Below are 23,531 nucleotides of genomic sequence, written 5' to 3'. Positions count from 1 at the left end.
GTGCGTATTTCCACTGCTCAGTTCTATGAGGCCAGCGCCAGTAGCTACTCCAAGAACTTCTCCACCATGAACAAGACCAACGATCAGGTCACGTCGGGTATTCGCATCCAGACCGCGGCCGATGACCCGGTCGGCGCGGCGCGTCTGCTGCTGCTGCAACAGCAGCAGTCGCTGCTGGACCAGTACAGCGGCAACATCAACACGGTGAGCAACGCCCTGCTGCAGGAGGAGAGCGTACTCTCCACCATCAACGACGCCATGCAGCGCGCCAGCGAGCTGGCGATCCGTGCTGGCGGCCCAGGGGTTACCGACTCTGACCGTGTGGCCATCAGTACCGAGCTGAAAGAGATCGAGGCGAACATCTTCGGCCTGCTCAACTCGCGCGATGCCAACGGCGACTACATGTTCGGCGGCTCCAAGAGCACCACGCCACCCTATGTGCGCAACTCCGACGGCACCTACAGCTACAACGGTGACCAGACCCAGCTGAGTCTGCAGGTGTCCGACACCCTGAATCTGGCCACCAACGACACCGGCTTCACCATCTTCGATTCCGCCAGCAACAAGAGCCGCACGCAGTCGACCCTGGTGGTGCCCGCCACTGACGATGGCGTGGTCGGGGTATCGTCTGGCCTGATGACCTCGAGTACCAGCTACAACAACAGCTTTACTGCCGGCCAGCCGTACAAGCTGACCTTCACCAGCGCGACCCAGTACACCATCACCGATGCAAGTGGCAGGGACATCACCTCTGAAACCGCCACCAACGGTACCTTCGACAGCAAGACCGAAGGCGCCAACAGCATTGCCCTGCGTGGCGTCGAGTTTGAAATCACCGTTACCGTGGAGGAGGGCGCCGATGCCGACGCCGCGGTGGCAGGGCGCGAGTTTTCCCTGGCGGCGCGCCCGGACTCGTTCAACACCACCCGCAACGCCAGCAACACCTCCAGCGCCCAGGTCACCAGCGGCAGCGTGACCGACGAAGCGGCTTATCGCAGCACCTTCCCCAGCAATGGGGCTGTGATCAAGTTCACCGGGCCTGGCGCCTACGAGCTCTACGCCCAGCCGCTGACGGCTGACAGCAAGGCAGTGGCCACGGGTACCTACACCGCACCAGCCCTGACGGTGGCGGGTGTCACGTATCAGGTGAGCGGTTCGCCGGAGGCGGGTGACCAGTTCGCGGTTACCGCCAATACGCACCAGAACCAGAATGTGCTGGAAACCCTCAGCCAGTTGCGTGCTGCGCTGGATACGCCGGTAACGGGTGTAGGCCAGGCCAATGCGCTGAAGGATGCGGCGGCCTCGGCGATCGCCAACCTCGCCAGTGCCCGTGAGCAGGTCGATATCACTCGTGGTTCGATCGGCGCCCGGGGCAATTCGCTGGAGATCCAGCGCCAGGAGAACACCAGCTTGGGCCTGGCCAACAAGACCACCCAGAACGCCATCGGCAACACCGACATGTCGCAGGCGGCCATCACCCTGACCTTGCAGCAGGCCATGCTGGAGGCCTCGCAGCTGGCCTTCTCGCGCATTTCGCAGCTGAGCCTGTTCAACAAGCTCTGATCTGTCTTGCTGAAACCGGGGCGCAAAGCGGCCCCGGCTTTTTCATGCCCGCGAAAATTCCGGTTTCTCACACCCTCGGCACGGCTTTCGTAGCATTTCAATGTGACCAATGAGTCAAAACGATCATCTTCCCTGTATTCTATGCAGCAGCTGTTGCAGCATTTTGTTACCGGTGCGCAGGTGAGCCCTGCCTTCAACCTCTGGCGGTGACGCGCCCCGGTATTTGGCGCCCTCAATTCATCGAGTGGTGGTCTTTGGCTGTTTTCATTGGGAAGCCAGAATGATTGGCATCAAAAGCATTGCGAGTTACGTGCCTACCGCTGGCCTGGACAACTACGTCCAGGGTGCGAAGTTCGGCAAGGACGAAGAGTTCATGTTCGGCAAGATCGGCGCGTCGTTCCTGCCGCGCAAGGCCGAAGAGCAAGAAACCTCCGACCTGTGCGTAGAAGCCGCCCGGGCCCTGTTTGCCAGTAACCCTGACCTTGATCCGCAGTCGATCGATGCGCTGATCGTGGTCACCCAGAACGGTGACGAAGAAGGCCTGCCGCACACCGCCGCCATCGTCCAGAGCAAGCTCGGCCTGTCGACCCGCGTGGCGGCGTTCGACGTGTCGCTGGGTTGCTCCGGCTACGTGTATGGCCTGTACGCGATCAAAGGCTTCATGGAAGCGGCAGGACTGAAAAACGGCCTGCTGATCACGGCCGACCCGTATTCGAAGATCGTCGACCCGGAAGACCGCAACACCACCATGCTGTTCGGCGATGCCGCCACAGCCACCTGGATGGGTGAAGACGCGGTATGGAACCTGGGCCAGGCGCGCTTTGGCACTGACGGCTCCGGTGCCGAGCACCTGAAAGTCACTGACGGCAAGTTCTTCATGAACGGCCGCCAAGTGTTCAACTTTGCCCTGGTCAAGGTGCCGGCGCACCTGCACGAGCTGCTGGATGCCAGCGGCCTGACCTCGTCCGATATCGACGCCTTCTGCATCCACCAGGGCAGTGCGGCGATTGTCGACGCCGTGGCCCGGCGCTTCGAAGAGCAGCACCCGGAGAAGTTCGTCAAGGACATGCTGGAAACCGGCAATACCGTGTCCTCCAGTGTGCCGCTGCTGCTGCAGAAGCACATGCTCGACGGCAGCTGGAAGCGTGTGGCGATCAGCGGCTTTGGCGTGGGCCTGTCGTGGGGCTCGGCCATCCTGTACCGCGACTGATCCCCCAGCAGTCCCCAAAAGCGCCCGGCGGCCCCCGCCCGGCGCTTTTTTTTTGCCTGCAAAATTCTGTGGCTTGGCGCCGCTTTCTGTGGGAGCGGGCATGCCCGCGAAGAAGGCGACTCAGTGGATGGCACCGGCTTTGCCGGTGTTCGCGGGCGCGCCCGCTCCCACAGATGGAGTGGCTGGCTGGTGAAATTAAGCTGGATTTGGAGTGGTTTTTGACGCCAATAAACTGCCCTTAACCCCTTGATTTCTCGGGGCTGGCCCCATGCCAGCATTTTTTTTTCGAAAAACCCCTCAAGCATCCCGCGCACCCGACGATAACTATTACGAAGGTTCTCTAGGCCAGTCCGGCGGTTGCCAAGGCCGGAAGCCGCAGTACCCATCCAACGAGGATTTCGTCATGGCTTTAACTGTAAACACCAACATTGCGTCGATCACCACCCAGGGCAACCTGACCAAGGCTAGCAACGCTCAGACCACTTCGATGCAGCGTCTGTCCTCGGGTCTGCGTATCAACAGCGCTAAAGACGACGCTGCCGGCCTGCAGATCGCCAACCGTCTGACCAGCCAGATCAATGGCCTGGGCCAGGCTGTGAAGAACGCCAACGACGGTATCTCGATCGCTCAGACCGCTGAAGGTGCAATGCAGGCTTCGACCGACATCCTGCAGAAAATGCGTACCCTGGCCCTGTCCTCGGCTACTGGCTCGCTGAGCAACGACGACCGTAAGTCGAACAACGACGAATACCAGGCTCTGACCGCTGAGCTGAACCGTATCTCGGAAACCACCACCTTCGGTGGCCAGAAGCTGCTGGACGGTTCGTACGGCACCAAGGCCATCCAGGTCGGCGCCAACGCCAACGAAACCATCAACCTGGCGCTGGACAACGTTTCGGCCAAGAGCATCGGCTCGCAGCAGATCAAGTCGGGCACTATCGCGCCTAGCGCCAGCGGTGTGGCCGCAGCTGATCTGGTTGTCACTGGCAACGGTCAGAGCAAAACCGTCAGCTATGATGCGGGCTCCTCGGCCAAAGACATCGCTGCCAAACTCAATGGCTCCATCGGTGGCCTGACTGCTTCTGCCAGCACCGAAGTCAAACTGGCTGTTGCCAGTGGCGCTGCAGCTACTCCAGCCAACTTTGACCTGACTGTAGGCGGTAGCACCGTCAGCTTCATCGGTGTTACTGACACCGCAAGCCTGGCTGATCAGCTGAAGTCCAACGCCGCCAAGCTGGGTATCAGCGTTAACTACGACGAATCGACCAAGAGCCTGTCGGTGAAGTCGGACACTGGCGAGAACCTGGCCTTCACCTCCAAGGCCGGCGCAGACGCCATCTCGGTGGGTGCACGCGACGGCAACGGTGATTTCCCAGGTACTCTGACCACGCTTTCCGCTACCCTTAACGACAAATCGACCGTTACTGGCCAGATTTCTCTGGACTCTGCCAAAGGTTACTCGGTGGCTAACGGTGCAACCGGTACTGGCGCTACTGACCTGTTCGGTGCAGCTTCCAAGTCTTCGGCCAAGACCACCATCGCCGACACCGATGTCACCGAGGCCACCAACGCCCAGAACGCTCTGGCCGTTATCGACAAGGCCATCGGTTCGATCGACAGCGTCCGTTCGGGCCTGGGTGCTACCCAGAACCGTCTGCAAACCACCGTCGACAACCTGCAGAACATCCAGAAGAACTCCACCGCTGCCCGCTCCACCGTGCAGGACGTGGACTTCGCTTCGGAAACTGCCGAGCTGACCAAGCAGCAGACTCTGCAGCAGGCTTCGACTGCGATCCTGTCGCAGGCTAACCAGCTGCCATCTTCGGTCCTGAAACTGCTCCAGTAATTCAGGCGCCTGAGTAAAGGGTGAAAGGGCGCGTTTACGTGCCCTTTCACCCTTTTTGACATGAGGAGTTCGAAACATGGACATGAGTGTCAAGCTGAGCCAGGTGTATCCGTCGGTGTTACCCCAGGCGCCAGTCGCTGATCGGGATCGGGATCCGGCATTGCCTGCCAAGGTGCAGGACGCTGCGGCCCCCGATAACCAGCCGCACTCGCGCGAAGACCTGGAAAAAGCGGTTGGCGAGATCCGTGATTTCGTCCAGTCAAGCCAGCGTCAGCTGGATTTTTCCATTGATGATTCCACTGGTCGGGTTGTGGTCAAGGTAATTGCCACCCAGTCCGGTGAGGTGATCCGGCAGCTTCCGTCGGAAACTGCGCTGAAATTGGCGCAGAGCCTCAGTGAAGCCAGCAGCCTGCTGTTCGATGATCAGGCATAGGCTGGCATGATTTTTGTTGCTGTCGGCCGATTGATGGATTTATCCGCCAAGGATCCGGCAGCTACTGAACAAGGAGAGCAATGATGGCAGGTACAACAGTCAGCGGTATTGGCTCGGGCATTGATACCCAGGCGATCGTCGATTCCCTGGTGGCCGCGCAGAAGGCGCCGAAGCAGGCGCAGATCAATACCCAAACGCTGAAGGCAACCACCACGTTGTCCTCTATCGGCAAGATCCAGTCGGCGCTGGATGCCTTCCGCGGCGCCTTGACCAACATGACCGACACCAACAGTTTTGGTGGCCTTAGCCTGAAGTCTTCGGATGAGAAGGTTGCCACCGTCACCATGGGTACCGGGGCTGCCAACGGTTCGTTCAAGTTGATTGTCGACAAGCTGGCGACTGCGTCGAAGGTGTCAACGAAGGTCTACGCAAATGGCGCCGGCTCTGTAGTCAACGCCACTGGCAGTCCGACCACGTTGACCATGACTCAGAATGGCAAGGCCTACGATTTGAGTGTTCCTGCTGGCGCAACGCTGCAGCAGGTGCGCGATAGCATCAACAGCCAGTTCAGTACGGCAGGCCTGAGTGCCAACGTACTGACCGACGCCACGGGTTCGCGTCTGATCATCACCTCGACCAAAATGGGTGACGACTCCGACATCACCCTTTCGGGCAATTCGGGCATTGATACTGGCTATACCGTTGTCGATGAACCGGCGGACGCCGAGTACACGCTGGACGGTATCGCCATGAAGTCCAAGACCAACGACATCACCGATGCCGTGAGTGGTCTCAACATCAAGCTGGTGGGTACGTCGCCTAAAAACGCGACAAGTGGCGAGGTAACAGCGACGGTACTTTCGCTGACTACCAGCTCTACTACGTTGAAGTCGGGCCTCAAGGGTTTCATTGATACCTACAACGCCCTGCTCAAAGTCATGAATGCTGAAACCAAGGTCACCAAAAACGCTGATGGCACCATGACGTCTGCGGCGCTGACCGGTGATGCCACGATGCGTACGTTGATGTCCTCCATTCGTGAGGAGCTCAATGCGGTGTCGGGCAGCGGCACCTTGAAATCGCTCGCTGCCTTTGGTGTCACTTCTGCCCAGGATGGCGGTGCGCTCAGCCTGGATGACAAGAAATGGGACAAGGTTGCCTCCACCAATGCGGCGGACCTGACCAGCATCTTCAATGGCAAGGATGGCCTGCTGGCGCGCCTGCAAAAGGTGACCGAGCCGTTTGCCAAAGCCAGTACCGGTACCTTGGCCGAGCGCTCCAAGGTCCTGAGTGAAAGCCTGACCAAGCTCAAGAGCGAGCAGGACACCCTGGATACCCGGATGGAAGCCCTGCAGAAGAGCCTGCAGGACAAGTACAACAACATGGATACGCTGGTCACCCAGCTGCGCCAGCAGCAGAATTCCGTGCTGAGTACCCTTAATGCGCTGAACAAGTCGAGCAGTGACGATTAAAACGTGAACATTGCATGAAGTGCGGGCATGATGCCCGGCTTCATGTCGTCGGCCGGTAAAGTTTTTCACCGCCTGCCCGATACAAGGAATATCTCTCCCTTAAGCCTGCCCGTCACGAGGTCGCAAGATGAATCCCATGAGAGCCCTTCGTCAGTACCAGAAGGTCAATTCCCATGCCCAGATTTCCGAAGCCACGCCGCACCGCCTGGTGCAGATGCTGATGGAAGGTGGCCTCGATCGCATGGCCCAGGCCAAGGGTGCCATGGCGCGTGGCGACATCGCGGAAAAGGGCCTGATGCTCGGCAAGGCGATCGACATCATCATCGGCCTTCGCGACGGCCTGCAGCCCGAAAAAAGTGAAAACCCGGAGACTGTCGAGAAACTCGACGCGCTCTATGTCTACATGACTAATCGGCTTATGCAGGCCAATGTCGACAACGATGCCGGCATTATCGACGAAGTTGCCCAGCTGCTGATTACCGTGAAAAGCGGTTGGGACGGCATTGCCGACGCCCAGCCTGCCAGCTGACGGCAAGGAGATTACCGTGACCGCACTGCAACGCCTGGATGACACCCGTGATGCCCTGGTCGGCGCCCTGAGCGAGCGTGACTGGGAAGCCATTGCCAAGCTGGATGTGGCGTGCCGCGCTTGCATCGACGAGGTGCTGGAAACCCACGCGGTGGACCAGGCGTTGCTGCGCGAGAAGCTGGAAGGGGTGCTGCTGGTCTACCGCAACCTGATCGACGTGACAACCGGGGAACGCCAGGCAATTGCCGAAGAGATGATGCAGATCAACCAAGCGAAAAATGCTTCGAAGGTTTACCATCTGTTCAGTTAAGATGCGCACAACTTGACAAAAGGCGCCATAAATTTGACTGTGTGGGCCTTTTTGACTTTACTAGTGTCTGTTCTCGAATTCCAGACGTCCGAACACTGACCATTCAGTCGGAATGATGTCGAGCATGCCCCTGCAGGGCGGCGATATGACTAGGGAAGTTGCTATTGCATGTGGCGTGAAACCAAGATTCTGCTGATTGATGACGACAGCGCGCGCCGCCGCGATCTGGCGGTGGTGCTGAATTTCCTCGGTGAAGAAAACCTCGCTTGCTCGAGCCATGACTGGCAGCAAGCGGTCGAGTCGTTGTCTTCGAGCCGTGAAATATTGTGCGTGCTCATCGGCAGCGTAGACGCTCCGGGCAATCTCCTTGGGCTCGTTAAGACAGTGGCCGGGTGGGATGAGTTCCTTCCGGTGCTGCTATTAGGTGAAATTTCTTCTGCGGAGTTCCCGGAAGACCTTCGCCGCCGGGTGCTTTCCAACCTGGAAATGCCACCAAGCTACAGCCAGTTGCTGGATTCACTTCACCGTGCCCAGGTCTATCGCGAGATGTACGACCAGGCGCGCGAGCGCGGCCGTCAGCGCGAGCCTAACCTGTTCCGCAGCCTGGTCGGCACCAGCCGTGCCATCCAGCACGTGCGGCAGATGATGCAGCAGGTGGCCGATACTGACGCCAGCGTGCTGATCCTGGGTGAGTCGGGCACCGGCAAGGAAGTGGTGGCGCGCAACCTGCACTACCATTCCAAGCGCCGCGAAGCGCCGTTTGTACCCGTCAACTGTGGCGCGATCCCGGCCGAGCTGCTGGAAAGCGAACTGTTCGGCCACGAGAAGGGTGCCTTTACCGGGGCGATCACCAGCCGCGCCGGGCGTTTCGAGCTGGCCAACGGCGGTACGCTGTTCCTCGACGAAATTGGCGACATGCCGTTGCCGATGCAGGTCAAGCTGCTGCGTGTGCTGCAGGAGCGTACCTTCGAGCGTGTGGGTAGCAACAAGACCCAAAGCATCGACGTGCGCATCATCGCTGCAACGCACAAAAACCTCGAGACCATGATCGAGGACGGCACCTTCCGCGAAGACTTGTACTACCGTCTGAACGTGTTCCCCATCGAGATGGCGCCGCTGCGTGAGCGGGTGGAAGACATCCCGTTGCTGATGAACGAGCTGATTTCGCGCATGGAGCACGAGAAGCGCGGTTCCATCCGTTTCAACTCCGCGTCGATCATGTCGCTGTGCCGGCACGGCTGGCCGGGCAACGTGCGCGAGCTGGCCAACCTGGTCGAGCGCATGGCGATCATGCACCCGTACGGGGTGATTGGCGTGTCCGAGCTGCCGAAGAAATTCCGCTACGTCGATGACGAAGACGAGCAGATGGTCGACAGCCTGCGCAGCGATCTGGAAGAGCGCGTGGCCATCAACGGCCACACGCCAAACTTCAGCAACCCTGCGATGCTGCCACCTGAAGGCCTGGACCTGAAGGACTACCTCGGTAGCCTGGAGCAGGGCCTGATCCAGCAGGCGCTGGACGATGCCAACGGTATCGTTGCCCGCGCGGCTGAACGTTTGCGTATTCGCCGTACCACCCTGGTCGAGAAGATGCGCAAGTACGGCATGAGCCGCCAAGGTGGCGAGGACCAGGCGGAGGATTGACGCCTGGTGGCACCCCTGAAATGACCTCTTCGCGGATAAACCCGCTCCCGCAGCAATGGCGCAAGTTTTAAGTATTGCGCGACACCTGTGGGAGCGGGTTTACCCGCGAAGAGGCAAGCAAAATTCCCTCCATTATTTATTCTTCCCCGCTCGCCAGTCGGTCAGGGCCGGCCCCGGCATGGGTTGAGCCTTCTCGGAAACCCCCCAGTAACAAAACCGATTTCGCAGCCAGTGCGATCCTAAAGCAGGCATGCGTTTTGCTTTGCCTAGCATAAAGGGCCAAGGGCCAGTTTTTTGTCGCCGCCCCTCCGACCAATGCGGACCAACAGTACAATGAAAGCAGTCATTCTGGCCGGTGGGCTGGGCACACGCATCAGCGAAGAATCCCACCTGCGCCCCAAACCGATGATCGAGATAGGCGGCAAGCCGATCATCTGGCACATCATGAAGATCTACTCGCACTACGGGATCAACGACTTCGTCATTTGCCTGGGCTACAAGGGCTACGTGATCAAGGAGTACTTCGCCAATTACTTCCTGCACATGTCGGACGTCACTTTCGACATGGCGGAAAACCGTATGGATATCCACAACCGCCACGCCGAGCCATGGCGGGTGACGCTGGTGGATACCGGTGAAAACACCGCCACCGGTGGCCGCCTGAAGCGAGTTCGCGATTACGTTGGCAATGAAACCTTCTGCCTTACTTACGGCGACGGTGTGTCCGACGTCGATATTCCGCGCCTGATCGAATTCCACCGCCAGCACGGCAAGATGGCCACGGTTACCGCCGTACAACCGCCGGGCCGTTACGGCGCCCTGGATGTGCACGGCGAGCAGGTGCGCGGCTTTCAGGAAAAGCCGGCAGGCGACGGTGGCTGGATCAATGGTGGCTTCTTCGTGCTCGAACCGGCCGCGCTCGAATACATTCAGGGCGATGCCACTACCTGGGAAGACGAGCCCATGCGCCGCCTGGCCGAAGACGGCCAGTTGATGAGCCACCTGCACCGTGGCTTCTGGCAGCCGATGGATACCCTGCGTGATCGCACGCTGCTTGAAACACACTGGAAGAACGGCGACGCAGCATGGCAGCTATGGCGTTGAGCCCGGCATTCTGGGCAGGGCGCCGCGTCCTGCTGACCGGGCATACCGGTTTCAAGGGCGGCTGGCTGGCCGTGTGGCTGCGCCAGCTTGGCGCCGAGCTGCGCGGTTTCGCCTTGCCTGCCGCCACTACGCCATCGCTGTGGCAGGTCGCGCAACTGCAACAGCAGATTCCAGGTGATTTCGCCGATATCCGTGATGCCTCGGCCCTGGCCCGTGGCCTGCAGGATTTCCAACCCGAACTGGTGCTGCACCTGGCGGCTCAGCCGCTGGTGCGCGAGTCGTACCGGGCGCCGGCCGACACCTACGCTACCAACGTCATGGGTACGCTGAACCTGCTGGAGGCCGTGCGTGCCACGCCCTCGGTACGTGCGGTGCTGGTGGTGACCACTGACAAGTGCTACGACAACCGCGAGTGGCCCTGGCCCTACCGCGAGCAGGATGCCCTGGGCGGCTTCGACCCCTATAGCAGCAGCAAGGCCTGCGTCGAACTACTGTGCGCAAGCTACCGCGACTCTTTCCTGCGTTCCGCCGGCGTGGCCCTGGCCACGGCACGTGCTGGCAATGTTCTGGGTGGCGGGGACTGGTCTGCCGAGCGCTTGCTGCCGGATATGTTCCGCGCCTGGCAGGGCGGGGAAGAAGTGGTCCTGCGTTATCCCCATGCCACACGCCCCTGGCAGCACGTGCTCGATCCGCTGATGGGCTACCTGCAACTGGCGCAGGGCTTGCTCACGGATGCCGAGGCACACGCAACCGCTTGGAACTTCGGCCCTGACAGCGCAGGGCTGGCCACTGTCGGCGACATCGTCCAGCGGCTTGCCGAGCGCTGGCCCGGCGAGGCGCGCTGGTCGATTGCCGGCGATGCCCAGCCGCATGAAGCCGGCCTGCTGGCGCTCGATTCCAGCAAAGCACGTCAACAGCTTGGCTGGCTGCCGCGCTGGTCGCTGGATGACACCCTGAAACATACCCTGGACTGGCACCTGGCCTGGCGCGCAGGGCGTGACATGAACATCGTTACCCGCGAGCAGATCGCGGCTCACCAAGGCGGAACCCATGAGTGACAGTACGGCGCAGCAGTTGCGCCAACAGATTGCCGAACTGGTCGGGCGCTATGCCGAGCTGCAGATGGCACCCAAACCTTTTGTCGCAGGGCAGAGCAGCGTGCCGCCCTCCGGCAAGGTGATCGGCGCCGGCGAGTTGCAGTCCATGACCGAGGCCGTGCTGGATGGCTGGTTGACCACCGGCCGCTTCAACGAGGCGTTCGAGAAGCGCCTGGCCAAGTACCTGGGGCGTCGCTGTGTACTCACCACCAATTCCGGCTCGTCGGCCAACCTGCTGGCGTTTTCCGCACTGACCTCGCCACGCCTCGGCGACCGGGCGATCAAGCCGGGTGACGAGGTGATCGGCGTTGCTGCCGGCTTCCCCACCACCGTCAACCCGATCCTGCAGTTCGGCGCGGTACCGGTGTTCGTCGATGTCGAGATGGGCACCTACAACATCGACCCGGCGCTGATCGAAGCGGCCATCGGCCCGAAGACCAAGGCCATCATGTTGGCCCACACCCTGGGCAACCCTTTCGATCTGGGCGTTGTGCGCGCCCTGTGCGACAAGTACGGCCTGTGGCTGATCGAAGACTGCTGCGATGCCCTGGGTTCCACTTACCAGGGCCGTATGGTTGGCGGCTTTGGCGATATCGGCACCCTCAGCTTCTACCCGGCGCACCACATCACCATGGGCGAGGGCGGTGCGGTGTTTACCGACTCGCCGTTGCTCAAGCGCATCATCGAGTCGTACCGCGACTGGGGCCGCGATTGCTACTGCGCGCCGGGCGAGGACAACACCTGCAGCAAGCGCTTCTGCTGGCAAATGGGTGACCTGCCGCAAGGCTACGACCACAAGTACACCTACTCGCACCTGGGCTACAACCTGAAGATCACCGACATGCAGGCCGCCTGCGCCCTGGCGCAGATGGACCGGGTTGATGATTTCGTTGCCGCCCGTAAGCGCAACTTCGCCTGGCTGAGCGACCGGCTGGCCGGTTGTGCGGACCAACTGATCCTGCCGCAGGCCACCCGCGACAGCGACCCGTCCTGGTTCGGGTATCCGATCACCCTGCGCGATGGCTGTGGAATCAACCGCGTCGAGCTGGTGCGCTATCTGGATGAACAGGGCGTGGGCACACGCTTGCTGTTTGCCGGCAACCTGACCCGCCAGCCCTACATGCAGGGGCTGAACTACCGGGTTTCCGGCGAGTTGCCGGTAACCGACAAGATCATGAACGACACGTTCTGGATCGGCCTGTGGCCGGGCTTGAGCGACGCCCACCTGGAACATGCGGCCAGTCACATCGAAGCCTGGCTCAACCGAGGATCCCAATGATGAGCACCCCTACCGCCAGCGCGGGTACCTTGTTCGACAAACCGCTGTTCATCCTGGAAATGGCGAACAACCACATGGGCGATGTGGCGCATGGCGTGGCGCTGATCCGCGCCTTTGCCGAGGTGTGCAAGGCATTTCCGTTCCGCTTCGCTTTCAAGCTGCAATACCGTGATCTGGACACCTTCATTCACCCGGCGATGCGTGGCCGTGACGATGTGAAGTACATCAAGCGCTTCAGCGAGACGCGCCTGTCCCGTGAGCAGTTCGATAGCCTGGTGGCGGAAATCCGTGCCAACGGTTTCCTCTGCCTGTCCACGCCGTTCGATGAAGCATCGGTGGAGGTGATCGAAGAGCAGCAGCTGGATGCGATCAAGATCGCCAGTTGCTCCATGAGCGACTGGCCATTGCTGGAACGCGTGGTACAAACTCAGCATCCGCTGATCGTTTCCACTGCCGGATCGACCCTGGAAGAGCTCGATCGCCTGGTCAGTTTCCTTGCCCATCGGGAAAAGAACTTCGCCATCCTGCATTGTGTAGGCGAGTACCCGACCGCCGATGCCAACATGCATCTGTCGCAGGTGGATTTTCTGCGCCGGCGTTATCCGGGTGTGCGCGTGGGCTTTTCAACGCATGAAAATCCGGACAATACCGATATCGTCAAGATTGCACTCGCCAAGGGCGCGCGCATTTTCGAAAAGCACGTCGGCTTGCCCACCGAGCAGTTCCCGCTCAACGCCTATTCGGCAAGCCCGGAGCAGGTTCGACGCTGGCTGGAAGCCGCGCAATATGCCTTGCTGCTCTGCGGTGAAGGCGAGCAGCGTTTGCCGGTAAACGAGAGTGAAGTCGCCAGCCTGCGCTCCCTACGTCGTGGCGTATTTGCGCGCAGGGCCATTGCTGCGGGCGAGGTGGTACAGGCAGACGATGTGTATTTCGCTTTCCCGCCGCAGGATGGGCAGATCACTGCCAATGACTGGTCGAAATACGCCACCTTCACAGCCCAGGCGGATATTCCCGAGCATGCAGCGCTGAGCACGCAGAACAGCACGCGGCGCGATGTGCGTGACAAGGTCTGGGAGATTGTCCAGCGCGTTCGGGCGCAGCTGAGCAGCAGCCACGTGGTGGTGCCGGGCCGGGTCGACCTGGAAATATCCCACCACTATGGCCTGGATCATTTCGACGAGGTCGGTTTGACCATGCTCACGGTGGTCAACAGGGGTTACTGCAAGAAGCTGCTGATGCTCCTGCCGGGTCAGCAGCACCCGGAGCAATATCACCAGCGCAAGGAAGAGACCTTCCACGTCCTGCATGGCGAGCTGACGCTGCAGCTGGACGGTGTAAGTCGTGCCTGCCGCCCGGGCGATGTGGTCACTGTCGAGCCAGGTGTTCGCCATGCCTTCCACAGTCAGGAAGGGGCAATCATCGAAGAGCTGTCTTCCACGCATTTCAGCAATGATTCGTTCTATACCGACGAAGCGATCAATGCCAATCGCGACCGTAAAACCCTCTTGAGCTATTGGATGGACTGACGTGCCTACCCCCTATCGTGTTGCTGACTACATTGCTGACTTCATCGCCGATCTGGGGGTGGAGCACGTCTTCCTGTTGCCGGGCGGAGGTGCCATGCACCTCAACGACGCGGTCGGCAAGCACCCCAACCTGGATGTAGTGGCCTGCCACCATGAGCAGGCCGCCGCGATTGCTGCCGAAGCCTATTGCCGTATCAATGAGAATATCGGTGTGGCCATGGTCACCACCGGCCCGGGTGCGACCAACGCCGTGACTGCCGTTGCGGGCGCGTGGATCGAGTCGGTGCCGTTGCTGGTCATCTCCGGCCAGGTCAAGCGTGCCGACCTGCTGCGTGGCGCGCCCCTGCGGCAGAAAGGCGTGCAGGAAGTGGACATCGTCAGTGTGGTCGAGCCGATCACCAAGTACGCGGTAACCATCCAGCAGCCAGAAGACATTCGCCGGGAGCTGGAGCGCGCGGTCTTTGTGGCACGAGATGGCCGTGCCGGCCCGGTGTGGATCGACGTACCGCTGGACGTGCAGGGCGCGCCGATCGATCCCGACAACCTGGTGGGGTGGGACGAGGCCGCTGCACCCGTTGCAGCGCTGGAGGCGCAAACGCTGGCGCAGATCCGCAGCTTGCTTGAGGGTGCCGAGAGACCGCTGATCCTCGCCGGCCATGGTGTTCGCTTGAGCGGCGCGGCCGCAGCCTTTCGTGATCTGATCGAGTCCATGGGCGTGCCGCTGGTGACCACCTGGAATGCAATGGACCTGCTGCCGCATGAGCACCCATTGTATGTGGGCCGGCCAGGTGTGGTAGCGCTGCGTGCACCGAACTTCGCGGTACAGAATGCCGACCTGCTGATCACTCTCGGCTGTCGTCTGGACAACATCATCACCGCCTATGCACCACGAGACTTTGCGCGCAATGCACGCAAGATCGTCGTTGATGTGGATGCCAACGAGATCGCCAAGCTCGACATGGCTATCGATGTCGCCGTTACCTGCGACGCCGCCAGCTTCGTCGACACACTGGCTGCTTCTCTGAAAGGTGCTTCGTTCAGCCGGCCACAATGGTTGGAACGTTGCCGCGACTGGAAGTCACGCTATGGCGTCAACGACGGCAAGCCCTTCGCCGCCAGCGGGCCGATCAGCCACTTCCAGTTTGCTGACTCGCTTTCCAATGCAGTGCCGGAAAATACGCTGGTCAGCACCGGCAGCTCCGGGCTGGCGGTCGAAGTGTTCTACACCGTATTCCGCAATCGTCCAGGCCAGCGTGTATTCCTGACCTCGGGTCTGGGTGCGATGGGTTACGGCCTGCCAGCTGCGATTGGTGCTTGCTTCGCCAACGGCTGCAAGCCGATGGTGGCGGTGGAGAGTGATGGCAGCCTGCAACTGAATATTCAGGAGCTGGCCACGCTTCGCGGTTTCAACCTGCCGATCTGCCTGGTGGTGATGAACAACGGCGGTTATGCCTCGATCCGCAATACCCAGCGCAACTACTTCGAAAGCCGCTATGTCGGCACAGGCCCTGAAGCAGGCTTGTGGATGCCGGACCTGGAAGAACTGGCGCGTGCCTACCATTTGCCGTTCAAGCGTATCAGCGATGCCGCCGAATTGGACCAGGGCCTGGCCGAGGCCATGCAAATGCCGCGGCCGATGATTCTGGAAGTCCTGTTGATGAAGGATGAGGCATTGAGCCCGAAAGTCGCCGCGATTCCGCAGGCCGATGGTTCGATGACCTCCATGCCGCTGGAAGATATGTCCCCCTTGCTGCCGCTGGCAGTACTGGAGGAAGAAATGGCTGGCAACATCGCCCCGGTATCGCGCCAGGTTCGGCAGCAGGTCAAGTGATGAAGCGCCACGTCCTGTTCGACTTCGACGGCACCTTGGTTGACTCCGCGCCGGCCATTCTGGCCTGCTTTGCCCGTGCGCTGAAGGCACACGGCCTGCAGGCCATGTGCCCTATAGACGCCAGCCTGATCGGGCCGCCTTTGCGCCAGACGCTGGCGACACTCAGCGGTAGTAGCGACGCAGTATTGCTTGATGCCCTGAGCGCTTCGTTCAAGGACATCTACGACGCCGAAGCCTGCCTGGAAACGGCCGCCTATGTCGGGTGCCAGGCGGCCTTGGAACAGCTACATGAGCAGGGCTTCAGTCTGTCCATCGCGACCAATAAGCGGTTGCTGCCAACCCAGCGCATCATTGCGGCATTAGGTTGGCAAGGGCTGTTCAGCGAAGTGTATGCCAGTGACTCCTACCCTGATCGCTATTCGGACAAGGCCGGCATGATCGCTGCCTTGCTGGAGGATGGCGGCATTGCAGCGCAATCGGCTCTCTACATTGGCGATACCGTCGCAGACGGTCGTGCAGCGGCTGCCAATGGTGTCGAGTTCTGGCCCGTCGCTTGGGGTTATGGTCAATTTGCCAGTCATGAGCAGCCATTGCCTTCGCCGCAAAAGTTGCTGGAACGCCTGGTGCGCGCATGATGACAACCACGACAGCCAGTGCATGCCCCTGCTGCGGATCCATCGAGATGCAGTTGCCCAGCCCTGCGTACACACCCTGCCGGCTGTGCGGGCATCGTTGGCGGCTGCCGATGGACCAGGCGGGCTACTATGAAACCCTGGTTGCACGTAACGATCTGAACACACCTTGGTTCAAGCGCAAGATGCGTGAGCGCGTCGCTGCGGTTTCTGACTTGCTGCAGACGGGCAGGGAGCGTGTGCTCGAAGTCGGCTGTGCGGAAGGTGAACTCGGGCGTGAGATCAAGGCGCGCTTTGCCGTCACCTATGAGGGTGTGGAGTTGTCGCAAGACAGGGTGCTGGCCGAGCAGAAGCTTGACCGCGTCTTCCATACGCCGACCAGCCAGATCGAGGCAGCGCCGTACCAGCTGATCGTGTCCTTTCATGTGCTGGAGCATATCGCCCGACCCGAGCAGGAGCTTGCTGCCTGGTCGAGTCTTCTTGGTGCAGACGGGCGTGTGCTGATCGAGGTGCCGAACCAGGCGGGGCATCCGCTGCTGGCCAGTGATCGCAATCTCGAGCACCTGCACCAGTTCACCCCGGCGTCGCTGACCCTGCTGCTTGCACGTTGCGGCTTTAGTTGTGATGGGGTGTCCGTGGGGCATTACGAATCACCGGTCTACCCGGACTCGATCCGCATCGTCGCCCGCCTGCAACTTGGGGCAGAGCGCCGCGAGCAGCTTCTGCTGCAGCGTTTTCGTGAAAGAACCGGCGGCCCGTTCCTGGTGTACGGAATTGGCGGCGACTACCTCAATTACCTGGCACCGTTAGCCGAGTCGCTGGATATCCACGCCTTGCTGGACTCATCCGAAGCGAAATGGGGGCAACGCCTGGGTAAACACGTGGTGTGTGCCTACGACCCGCAAGCGCATGCGGAATTACCCATCGTCATCTGCTCCATCCGCTTCGCCGCAGAAATCCGTCAGCACCTGCTCAACCTCGGGATTGCAGCGCAGCGTATCATCGGTCTGGATAGCATCTATGAAGACGCCTGATTCCATTCTCGCCGGGGATTTGAGCGGTATTCTCGCCGCCCCGTTGCCTTGGGAGGCCCTGTACGGTCGTCACATCCTGGTCACCGGCGCCTCGGGTTTTATCGGGGGGCATGTAGTCGAGGCCCTGGCCTGGCTCAATCGCCTTCAGCCCCAGGCGAACCTGCATGTGTATGCCCTGGCTCGGGACCTGGAAAAACTGCGTCAACGCATGCCCTGGCTGGATATGCCTGGTGAAGTGACGCCTCTGATCCAGGATGTCACCCAGCCCTGCGGCCTTGCTGCGCCACTGGATTTCATCATCCATGCCGCCAGCCCTGCCAGCCCCAAGGACTATCTGCAGCGCCCGGTCGATACGATTCGCGCCAATACCGATGGCACCGGGGCACTGCTTGAGCTGGCCCTGGAAAAGCAGGCACGTTTCCTGTTCCTCAGCAGCGGTGCGGTGTACGGCGACAATCCCTGGCAAACCGATGCGATCGCGGAAGGTGATTTTGGCCGTGAAGACCCGTTGGCTCCACGGGCCTGCTATGGCGAGAGCAAGCGCCTGGCCGAAACCCTGTGCCGGGCCTACCACACCCAGTACGGTGTGGATGCCAGGATCGCGCGAATTTCCCATTGCTATGGGCCGGGTATGCGTCTGGATGATGGCCGGGCGATTTCCGATCTGCTTGCCGATGTACTTCACAATCGGGATATCCAGCTGGATTCCGATGGAAGCGCCTCGCGTCCGTTCTGCTACGTCTCCGATACCGTGCTCGGGCTGTTCCACATTCTGTTTCAGGGTGAAGCAGGCCATGCCTATAACGTTGGTGAAACGCAGGAAACCAGCATCCTGGAATTGGCCGAAAAGTTGATTGCCTCAGCCGGTAAGGCAGGGCAGCTCATGGTCAGGCCGAAGGCGCGCAGTGGTCCGGCGCCCGCCGTGAGAAGCGCTGGGCATTTCAATATCGACAAGATCCGCGCTTTGGGGTGGGCGCCACTCACATCTCTGGATGTGGGTTTAACCAGACTCTTGCAGGCCAATACATGAACGCTCCCGATTCGCGTCCGACTCTGATTGGTTACCTCCCCCCGCCTGAGGGGATTAGAAAGACAGGGGCCAATTACCAGTATCATTCCCAATTTATCAATATTGGGGACATTGTTTACGCCCATGCCGGCGCGCTGTTGACTTCGGGGCGCAATTTTGAGGCCTGGAACTTTCGGATGACCGCAGAAGAGGTCAATGAGCGATTTTCCAAGGTGATATTTTTCATCCCTTGCAGGATTGCGCCGCCTCCGTATGACCAGGATGGTTATCCTTACGCCTACGTCACGGACTTTATCGAAAAACTGAAGATTCCTTTTTTCAGTCTTGGCGAATCCATTCAAGCCAGGGAGTACGATTATCAGCCCGGGTTCCACAAGCAGCTTTCCCCTGCGGTGGTCCGCTATCTGAGTGTGATCGCCGATAGATCGCCGGTGGTGGGGACGCGCGGCTATTATTCAGCGGACGTGCTGAATAGCCTCGGGATCAAGAATGCCGTTCCCTTAGGCTGCCCATCCCTCTACTTGAATGGCCCTGCGCTGCGCACATCCTTGATGGAGGTGCCGAGCAACCCTGAAAAGGTTGCGGTGTGCTACTCGAACTACCAGGGCAATCGGCATAGCCGGATCGACGACTTTCTTCGCCTGGCCAGTGAGCAGGATTATTACTATGTCGAGCAGGTCTTTGGCCTGCTTGCGCAGGCGCTCTATTACCCCGGGAAGGTCAGCGGGGCCGATATCCATGCGGCGCGGCGGTTCTATAAAGACTTGGCGCCTGTGCTTGCCTTGTTGAAAAAAAAGCGCGTTCGCTACTTTACAAACTACAGCCTGTGGAAGGAATTCCTCGGGTCGATGGATTTTGTGTTCGGGGCCAGAATGCACGGTTTGACGCCGGCGATCCATGCCGGAAAACCTGCCGTTTTCATTGCGCACGATTCAAGGGTGCGGGAAATGTGCGAGTTTTTTTCACTGCCGTTTGTGGCGGAACATGAACTGCCCGCATCAATGGATATCAACTTCTTCTTGTCACGCTGTGACTACACCGCAACGCTTTCGCAGTATCAGGACGCGTATGCGCGATTCGTTCAGACGCTGCGCGCGCTTGGGCTGGACGGCAATATCGATGCAGCGGGTTCGATTATTGACTGCTGGGAGCCCGCGCCTGACGTGCAGGTGGCCGGCGAGGAGCGAGTTCCCCGTTACTCACCCGAAGAAATGTTTAACCTGGAACAGCAACTTGCCATTTGCGCCGGGATTCCGGACGAGGCCTTTGTGAGGCTTGCCCAGATCCGTGATATTTCTCAAAGTTGGTACCGTTCTCGCCTCAATACACAGGCGGGCTAAGACCGCTCTTTTGGCCAGTTATTGTTGCGTCTTCCGTTTTGGCAAGGCCGTTCGTAAAGTTCAGGGTAGGCGATATGAGAGCGTGTGAAATTTGTGGCGCAAGCCATCCGGAGCAACTGCACCGTCAGCATTTTCTGTTCCCGGGGCTTCCCCAGGCAGTCCATTACGATGTGGTGGCCTGTCGCAACTGCGGTTTTGCCTACGCCAGCGACATTCCGGATCAGTCGGCGCTCGATCAGTTCTATCAGAACGTCGAGCATCACCTGCATACCGACCTGCCGCCCGGGTTGGCACGTATTCATGGCGATTTCTTCCACTTCGTCCAGCAACATGCAGACTTGGCAAGCGACGCTCGCATTCTCGATATCGGTTCGGGCATGGGTCATTTCCTTGCACATTTCAAACAGGCAGGCTTCCAGCGCTTACTAGGCATGGAGCCCAGCCCAGCTGCAGCCAAGCTGGCGCACGAAATCTACGGAGTAGAGATCAGAAGCGCGACCGTGGATGCTTTCGTCACTGAAGAGCGCTTCCAGTTGATCAGTCTTTGCGGCGTGCTGGAGCATATTGCCGACCTGCGCAACAGCCTGGCGAAGATTGCGGCGCTGCTGGCGGATGACGGCTATCTGTTCATCGCTGTTCCCGATGCCGAAGCCTTCGGCAAGACGCCGCCGGCTGAGCCCTTCCTCGAGTTTGCACTGGAACACATCAACTTCTTCAGTGCTGCCAGCCTCGACAACCTGCTGGCGGCTAACGGCTTCGAGAAAGTGACGGTGATCTCCCAGCACAACGATTTCTACGACAACCATTACCTGCTGGCCATGTACCGCAAGACCAGCCCGGCAGCGAAGCGTTTCACGGTTGATGCTGTGGCGGCTGCCAGCCTGCTCAGTTATGTCGAGCTTTCACGGCAGGTATTGCGCCCGGTGGAAGCGCTGGCCCAGCAACTGGAGGCCAGTGCTGAGCCGGTGCTGATCTGGGGCGCTGGCGCGCTTACCAGCCGGTTGCTCTGCGATACCCGGCTGGGCAAGGCCAATGTCTGCGGCATCGTCGACCGGAACAGGAACCTGCAGGGCAAATCCCTGCTCGGTGTGACCATTACCGGCCCCGATGAGCTGGCGCAGCACCAGGGGGCCACGGTCTTCATTGCCAGTACCACTTACGCTGCAGAGATCCGCGACACACTGACCCAGCAACATCACTGGCGCGGCAGAATCCTCAGCCTCGCAACCGGAGCCCGGTAATGCCGATGAACACGCTCAACCACATCCGTACGGCCTATGAGGCCGGGGGCTCTGCCAAGCAGGATTACATCGAGGCCATTCACGCGCGGCACGCCAGCCTGTTCGAGTACCCTGAGTTTATCGCCGGTACCGATGTGGAGTCTTTGCGCATTCTGCCAGAGGGCATCTTCGTGCGTTCCCGCTCGCAGCAGGTCGAGTTGTTTCTGGATCCCCAGGACCAGCACCTGGTGCCCTGTACCCTGATGAACTTCCGTGCCTATGAAACACAGGAAACCGAGTTCCTCAAAGCCATCACCCAGGAAAACGCGGTGATTCTGGACATCGGCGCCAATTGCGGCTGGTATGCCCTGGCGCTGGCTCGGCATTGCCCGTCGGCGCGGATTCACGCCTTCGAACCAATCCCCCATACCTATGAGATTCTCGAGCGCAACATCCGCCACAACGGCTTGTTCAACATAGAGGCGCACCGGCTGGCCTTTTCAAACCAGCAGGCGACGCTGGAGTTTCTCTACACGCCCAACTGCTCCGGCGCCACTTCCCAGGTCCTGGCCGGGCAACCGGGCCGCCAGGAAAGCCTGCAGAAGGTGTCCTGCCCGGCCACGACGCTGGATAGCTTCTGCGCGCAGCATGAGCTGGCGCCCCAGATCATCAAGTGCGATGTGGAAGGGGCGGAGTTGATGGTGATCCAGGGTGGCGAGGCGATGCTCGCTCAACACAAACCGGTGATTCTGATCGAGCTGTTGAGAAAGTGGGCCAGGAAGTTCGATTACCACCCTAACGAGGTGGTGGAGCGGCTCGATGGTCTTGGCTACCAGGCTTACACCCTGAGCGAAGAGGGGCTACGCCCGTGCCCTGGCATTGACGAGGAAACCCAGGAAACCAACTTTGTCTTTCTCCACGGGCAGAAGCACCGTGAGATCCCTGATCTGGTGCGGTCGTTGCCATGAACCCAGCCATTCCGTCGCTGACCGTTGCGCTGCTGACCTACAATCGACTGCACTACCTCGAGCAGTCCATCGCTGCCGTCCTGGCCCAGAGCTATGAGGATTTCGAGCTGCTGGTACTCGACAATGGCAGCAGTGACGGGACTGCGGAGTTTATCCTGCGCTTGCAGGACCCGCGAATCCGCTACGTCAGGAATTCCCGCAACATCTCCAGTGTGGAGTTCAACTGCCGTTCGGCTTATCACCTTGCCCTTGGGCGACGGGTGATCGTGACCCATGACGATGATGTCATGGAGCGAGACATGCTTGAACGGCAGATGCGTTTCATGGATTGCCATCCAGAAGTGCGGCTGGTGTGGACTCGCGTCAGTGACATTGATCAGGATGGGGATGCGCTAGTCGGCGAGCACACCCTGCCTGAATCGGAGCGAGTCTTCGCTCCAGGGGAATACATCAGCAGTTTTCTCAAGGAGCGGTTGTGGCCTATGCCCAGCGGCGTGATGCTGGAGCGGGCCGTACTGCCCAGCTTCTATGCGGTACACGCGTGCCTCGGCGACGCGGCTGCCCACAAGAAAACATTGGAGACGGCAGGCATCGAGGACGTGCTGATGCCGGCGCGTATCAACCGCCGGCATGCTATCGGCTTCCTCGATCAGCCGTTGCTGCGCCGTCGGCTGCACACCAGGCAGTTCTCCCATGTGGCAAGCCTGTCGCTACCAGGGGTCGCTCTCTATCGAGACCTGAAGCACATTGCCAGGGGCGTGCCTGGTCTGGAGGTAGAGGCCCTTCATTTTGATGCCTACGTGGCGCGCTTCGCGATTCAGGAAGCCATTACCACCCAGGTGGGTCAGGCAATCGACAAGCACATTCTGAAGAAGATTGGTAAAACGGCCGACAGCCTGCTGCGCAACTTGGAGCAAGCCCCCGACGCCTTTCTGGCGGGCTTGCCAGTCTTCCTGCTAGCCCAGCTTCTGTTGCTGGGGGACCAGGTGTGCCCGCTGGACAAGTTGTCGGTTTCCGGGCATGCCAGCGCTACCCGGCAACTTCTGAAATGGACGCGCAAAACCGTTGAAAACCCAGGCTCGAGCATTCTGGCCGGCCTGGAGGGGCGCAGGATCATCATCTTTGGTAGCGCCTTCATCGCCGCATTGCTGATTCTTGAAGCCAGAAACAAAGGTGGACAGGTCGTCGCCTGTATAGACTCCAACCTCAATCGCCAGGGCACGCAAATGCTCGGCGTGCCCATCCAGCCCTTGGCCTGGATGAGTGAGCAAGTGGAACAGGACGATGTCGTGATCATCAGCTCCGAGCGGGACCATGAACATTACATCGAAGCGCTTGTCCGCCAACATCTCACGGCGCCGGCACGCATCGTGTCGTGGAAAGAGCTGACGGAATCTGCGTGATTCAGGGCATAGAGGCTTCGTGCCGACAGGCGCCGTGTCGCTTGACGCAAGCGAGCAACA

20 protein-coding genes are annotated in these 23,531 nt (G+C 60.1%); all 20 read left to right on the top strand.

Features of this window, described 5'->3' with window-relative positions; genetic code table 11:
* On the top strand, positions 1-1,563 hold the full coding sequence (locus tag MRBLPB4O_RS20515; RefSeq protein WP_341796444.1) for a flagellar hook-associated protein 3: 1,563 nt from the start codon (positions 1-3) through the stop codon (positions 1,561-1,563).
* A 280-nt stretch (positions 1,564-1,843) separates the two neighbouring features.
* Entirely contained in the window at positions 1,844-2,773 is a 930-nt protein-coding gene (locus MRBLPB4O_RS20510; protein WP_043197112.1) for a ketoacyl-ACP synthase III, read from the top strand.
* 403 nt (positions 2,774-3,176) lie between these two features.
* Positions 3,177-4,619 (top strand): flagellin, encoded by a 1,443-nt coding sequence (locus MRBLPB4O_RS20505; RefSeq protein WP_341796443.1) that lies wholly within the window; start codon positions 3,177-3,179, stop codon positions 4,617-4,619.
* A 76-nt stretch (positions 4,620-4,695) separates the two neighbouring features.
* Positions 4,696-5,052, top strand: coding sequence for a flagellar protein FlaG (locus tag MRBLPB4O_RS20500; RefSeq protein WP_341796442.1), 357 nt, complete (start codon positions 4,696-4,698; stop codon positions 5,050-5,052).
* A gap of 83 nt (positions 5,053-5,135) precedes the next feature.
* Positions 5,136-6,524 carry a flagellar filament capping protein FliD gene (fliD, locus tag MRBLPB4O_RS20495; protein ID WP_341796441.1) on the top strand — a complete coding sequence of 463 codons (1,389 nt, stop codon included), beginning with the start codon at positions 5,136-5,138 and terminating at the stop codon, positions 6,522-6,524.
* Positions 6,525-6,651: 127 nt separating this feature from the next.
* The gene (gene fliS / locus MRBLPB4O_RS20490; protein WP_016498531.1) at positions 6,652-7,053 is read left to right on the top strand and encodes a flagellar export chaperone FliS; all 402 of its coding nucleotides are present in this window, start codon (positions 6,652-6,654) and stop codon (positions 7,051-7,053) included.
* Between the two features lie 16 nt (positions 7,054-7,069).
* Complete coding sequence (locus MRBLPB4O_RS20485; protein ID WP_341796440.1) at positions 7,070-7,363, top strand: flagellar protein FliT; 294 nt, start codon at positions 7,070-7,072, stop codon at positions 7,361-7,363.
* Positions 7,364-7,531: 168 nt separating this feature from the next.
* Positions 7,532-9,007, top strand: coding sequence for a transcriptional regulator FleQ (gene fleQ / locus MRBLPB4O_RS20480; protein ID WP_016498533.1), 1,476 nt, complete (start codon positions 7,532-7,534; stop codon positions 9,005-9,007).
* A gap of 333 nt (positions 9,008-9,340) precedes the next feature.
* Positions 9,341-10,111, top strand: coding sequence for a glucose-1-phosphate cytidylyltransferase (rfbF, locus tag MRBLPB4O_RS20475; RefSeq protein ID WP_341796439.1), 771 nt, complete (start codon positions 9,341-9,343; stop codon positions 10,109-10,111).
* The gene (gene rfbG, locus MRBLPB4O_RS20470) at positions 10,102-11,169 is read left to right on the top strand and encodes a CDP-glucose 4,6-dehydratase (RefSeq protein WP_341798917.1); all 1,068 of its coding nucleotides are present in this window, start codon (positions 10,102-10,104) and stop codon (positions 11,167-11,169) included. The genes rfbF and rfbG overlap by 10 nt, the downstream gene beginning before the upstream one ends.
* Positions 11,162-12,487 carry a lipopolysaccharide biosynthesis protein RfbH gene (gene rfbH, locus MRBLPB4O_RS20465; protein WP_016498536.1) on the top strand — a complete coding sequence of 442 codons (1,326 nt, stop codon included), beginning with the start codon at positions 11,162-11,164 and terminating at the stop codon, positions 12,485-12,487. The genes rfbG and rfbH overlap by 8 nt, the downstream gene beginning before the upstream one ends.
* Positions 12,487-14,013 carry an N-acetylneuraminate synthase family protein gene (locus MRBLPB4O_RS20460; RefSeq protein ID WP_341796438.1) on the top strand — a complete coding sequence of 509 codons (1,527 nt, stop codon included), beginning with the start codon at positions 12,487-12,489 and terminating at the stop codon, positions 14,011-14,013. Before rfbH ends, MRBLPB4O_RS20460 begins: the two co-directional genes overlap by 1 nt.
* 1 nt (position 14,014) lies before the next feature.
* On the top strand, positions 14,015-15,844 hold the full coding sequence (locus MRBLPB4O_RS20455) for a thiamine pyrophosphate-binding protein (protein WP_341796437.1): 1,830 nt from the start codon (positions 14,015-14,017) through the stop codon (positions 15,842-15,844).
* The gene (locus MRBLPB4O_RS20450) at positions 15,844-16,479 is read left to right on the top strand and encodes an HAD hydrolase-like protein (protein WP_341796436.1); all 636 of its coding nucleotides are present in this window, start codon (positions 15,844-15,846) and stop codon (positions 16,477-16,479) included. The genes MRBLPB4O_RS20455 and MRBLPB4O_RS20450 overlap by 1 nt, the downstream gene beginning before the upstream one ends.
* Positions 16,480-16,526: 47 nt before the next feature.
* The gene (locus tag MRBLPB4O_RS20445; RefSeq protein ID WP_341796435.1) at positions 16,527-17,510 is read left to right on the top strand and encodes a class I SAM-dependent methyltransferase; all 984 of its coding nucleotides are present in this window, start codon (positions 16,527-16,529) and stop codon (positions 17,508-17,510) included.
* Entirely contained in the window at positions 17,461-18,540 is a 1,080-nt protein-coding gene (locus MRBLPB4O_RS20440; RefSeq protein ID WP_341796434.1) for an NAD-dependent epimerase/dehydratase family protein, read from the top strand. Before MRBLPB4O_RS20445 ends, MRBLPB4O_RS20440 begins: the two co-directional genes overlap by 50 nt.
* Positions 18,537-19,880, top strand: a complete 1,344-nt coding sequence (locus MRBLPB4O_RS20435) for a polysaccharide pyruvyl transferase family protein (protein ID WP_341796433.1) — start codon at positions 18,537-18,539, stop codon at positions 19,878-19,880. The genes MRBLPB4O_RS20440 and MRBLPB4O_RS20435 overlap by 4 nt, the downstream gene beginning before the upstream one ends.
* Positions 19,881-19,954: 74 nt before the next feature.
* Positions 19,955-21,121: a class I SAM-dependent methyltransferase gene (locus MRBLPB4O_RS20430; protein WP_341796432.1), complete on the top strand. Its 1,167-nt coding sequence runs from the start codon at positions 19,955-19,957 to the stop codon at positions 21,119-21,121.
* Complete coding sequence (locus MRBLPB4O_RS20425) at positions 21,121-22,068, top strand: FkbM family methyltransferase (protein ID WP_341796431.1); 948 nt, start codon at positions 21,121-21,123, stop codon at positions 22,066-22,068. Before MRBLPB4O_RS20430 ends, MRBLPB4O_RS20425 begins: the two co-directional genes overlap by 1 nt.
* Positions 22,065-23,471, top strand: coding sequence for a glycosyltransferase family A protein (locus MRBLPB4O_RS20420; RefSeq protein WP_341796430.1), 1,407 nt, complete (start codon positions 22,065-22,067; stop codon positions 23,469-23,471). Before MRBLPB4O_RS20425 ends, MRBLPB4O_RS20420 begins: the two co-directional genes overlap by 4 nt.
* The last annotated feature ends 60 nt before the right edge of the window (positions 23,472-23,531 follow it).

Origin of the sequence: Pseudomonas sp. LPB4.O (assembly GCF_038383825.1) — a bacterium.
GTDB lineage: Bacteria > Pseudomonadota > Gammaproteobacteria > Pseudomonadales > Pseudomonadaceae > Aquipseudomonas > Aquipseudomonas putida.
This window is presented reverse-complemented; position numbering and strand designations above follow the sequence as displayed.

Coding starts and splice junctions, on each gene's coding strand:
- MRBLPB4O_RS20420 (WP_341796430.1), top strand. CDS start 22,065: ATGAACCCAGCCATTCCGTCGCTGACCGTTGCGCTGCTGACCTACAAT.
- fliD (WP_341796441.1), top strand. CDS start 5,136: ATGGCAGGTACAACAGTCAGCGGTATTGGCTCGGGCATTGATACCCAG.
- MRBLPB4O_RS20460 (WP_341796438.1), top strand. CDS start 12,487: ATGAGCACCCCTACCGCCAGCGCGGGTACCTTGTTCGACAAACCGCTG.
- MRBLPB4O_RS20450 (WP_341796436.1), top strand. CDS start 15,844: ATGAAGCGCCACGTCCTGTTCGACTTCGACGGCACCTTGGTTGACTCC.
- MRBLPB4O_RS20435 (WP_341796433.1), top strand. CDS start 18,537: ATGAACGCTCCCGATTCGCGTCCGACTCTGATTGGTTACCTCCCCCCG.
- MRBLPB4O_RS20425 (WP_341796431.1), top strand. CDS start 21,121: ATGCCGATGAACACGCTCAACCACATCCGTACGGCCTATGAGGCCGGG.
- fliS (WP_016498531.1), top strand. CDS start 6,652: ATGAATCCCATGAGAGCCCTTCGTCAGTACCAGAAGGTCAATTCCCAT.
- MRBLPB4O_RS20500 (WP_341796442.1), top strand. CDS start 4,696: ATGGACATGAGTGTCAAGCTGAGCCAGGTGTATCCGTCGGTGTTACCC.
- MRBLPB4O_RS20445 (WP_341796435.1), top strand. CDS start 16,527: ATGCAGTTGCCCAGCCCTGCGTACACACCCTGCCGGCTGTGCGGGCAT.
- rfbF (WP_341796439.1), top strand. CDS start 9,341: ATGAAAGCAGTCATTCTGGCCGGTGGGCTGGGCACACGCATCAGCGAA.
- MRBLPB4O_RS20510 (WP_043197112.1), top strand. CDS start 1,844: ATGATTGGCATCAAAAGCATTGCGAGTTACGTGCCTACCGCTGGCCTG.
- MRBLPB4O_RS20430 (WP_341796432.1), top strand. CDS start 19,955: ATGAGAGCGTGTGAAATTTGTGGCGCAAGCCATCCGGAGCAACTGCAC.
- fleQ (WP_016498533.1), top strand. CDS start 7,532: ATGTGGCGTGAAACCAAGATTCTGCTGATTGATGACGACAGCGCGCGC.
- MRBLPB4O_RS20505 (WP_341796443.1), top strand. CDS start 3,177: ATGGCTTTAACTGTAAACACCAACATTGCGTCGATCACCACCCAGGGC.
- rfbG (WP_341798917.1), top strand. CDS start 10,102: ATGGCGTTGAGCCCGGCATTCTGGGCAGGGCGCCGCGTCCTGCTGACC.
- rfbH (WP_016498536.1), top strand. CDS start 11,162: ATGAGTGACAGTACGGCGCAGCAGTTGCGCCAACAGATTGCCGAACTG.